1 protein-coding gene is annotated in these 1211 nt (G+C 54.3%); it reads left to right on the top strand.

What is annotated here, in order from left to right; translation table 11 throughout:
* Positions 1-9 precede the first annotated feature (9 nt).
* The coding region (locus D6694_08860) for a hypothetical protein (GenBank protein RMH41496.1) at positions 10-1211 on the top strand (1202 nt) is incomplete at its 3' end.

Raw genomic sequence — 1211 nt, 5'->3', positions numbered from 1 at the left:
TTTACGGGTATGGACCAGACACCAAACAATCACCCGGCCCTTGCCTCGCTTGAAAGCCGGCTTGAGACAATTGCCAAGCCCATTCGGCATCATTGGGCGAAGCATTTTCCCATCCATGTGATCCGGGACAAGGATGTTGGAATCGCCGCCATTGATTTCCAACGCATTTACGTTCACCCCAATGCTGCCCGTTTTGATGACTCGATGCTGTTTTGTATTCTGGCTCATGAATGGGCGCATCGGATGGTTTCCCCGAAGTCGGGGGCCATTCGACAACGAATTGTGAATGAGGTCGCAAGCGCCCTGAACGTGACTGAAGCCGTCGCAACCGTCGTCAGTGAGCCGGCGATCGAGCTGATCGTCGACCGCAGCAACGCAGAAATCGCGGACTGGGCGGAGGCTTATGTTCGAGGTTTTGTTTCGAGCTTCAATCGTATTGTCAAGGAAGAGGAGCAAGCACATTCGGGAAAAGTTGGCCATGACCGGCATTTGCTTGATTTCAACCGAATGCTGCTGGCCTTGCGGCTGACCAACATCAGCGAAGATCGGCTGCCAGACTGGATTCAGGCGCACGAGTCGCAAGCAAGGTTGATGGTGTCGGAACTTTTCAGCGACTGGACGGGGTGGTGCGATGACGCCGCTGATCCGGATCATGTCGGAAAAATCGTGAGGTTCTCGAAACGTTTCTACCAGTGGATACCCAAGCAGCTTTTGGCCTCGTCGGCCAATCTTCTCAGCTATCTGCCGGCAATCCTGATGCGACTGGATATGCTGATGCCGTTGATGGATGGAGGAGTTCTTCCCGCACCGAATTTCGATACCTTCCCGCTGATTCGTGAGGAAGGGTCTGAATCAGATGCTCTCGAATTTGATCTATCGTTGACCCGGCAGGTTACGGACCACCTGCTTTCTGAGGCCAGGGAATTCCGCAAGCGCGTCGGCGTCTGGCAGTTGGGTCAATCATTTTCGGCGTTGGATCTGAAACGCTCAGCACGAACCTACAACAAGCTGATCCCCGGCATAACGACGCGACGAAGATCAAACAGCTCCCGCGTTGGAAAACGCAACGGAACGGAACAGTTGAGGATGTGCCTGGTTGTGGATGACAGCGCTTCAATGAACGGACGCGAGGCATTGTTTGCGCGCAGTCTTTGCGAAGGGGTGAACCGGTTTGCGGCCCATCGCGGATTCCACATCGGTCTTATCACCTT

This window comes from Gammaproteobacteria bacterium (genome assembly GCA_003696665.1).
Taxonomy (GTDB): Bacteria; Pseudomonadota; Gammaproteobacteria; order Enterobacterales.
The sequence above is the reverse complement of the archived record's forward strand: the minus strand, read 5'-3'. Positions and strand labels throughout refer to the sequence as shown.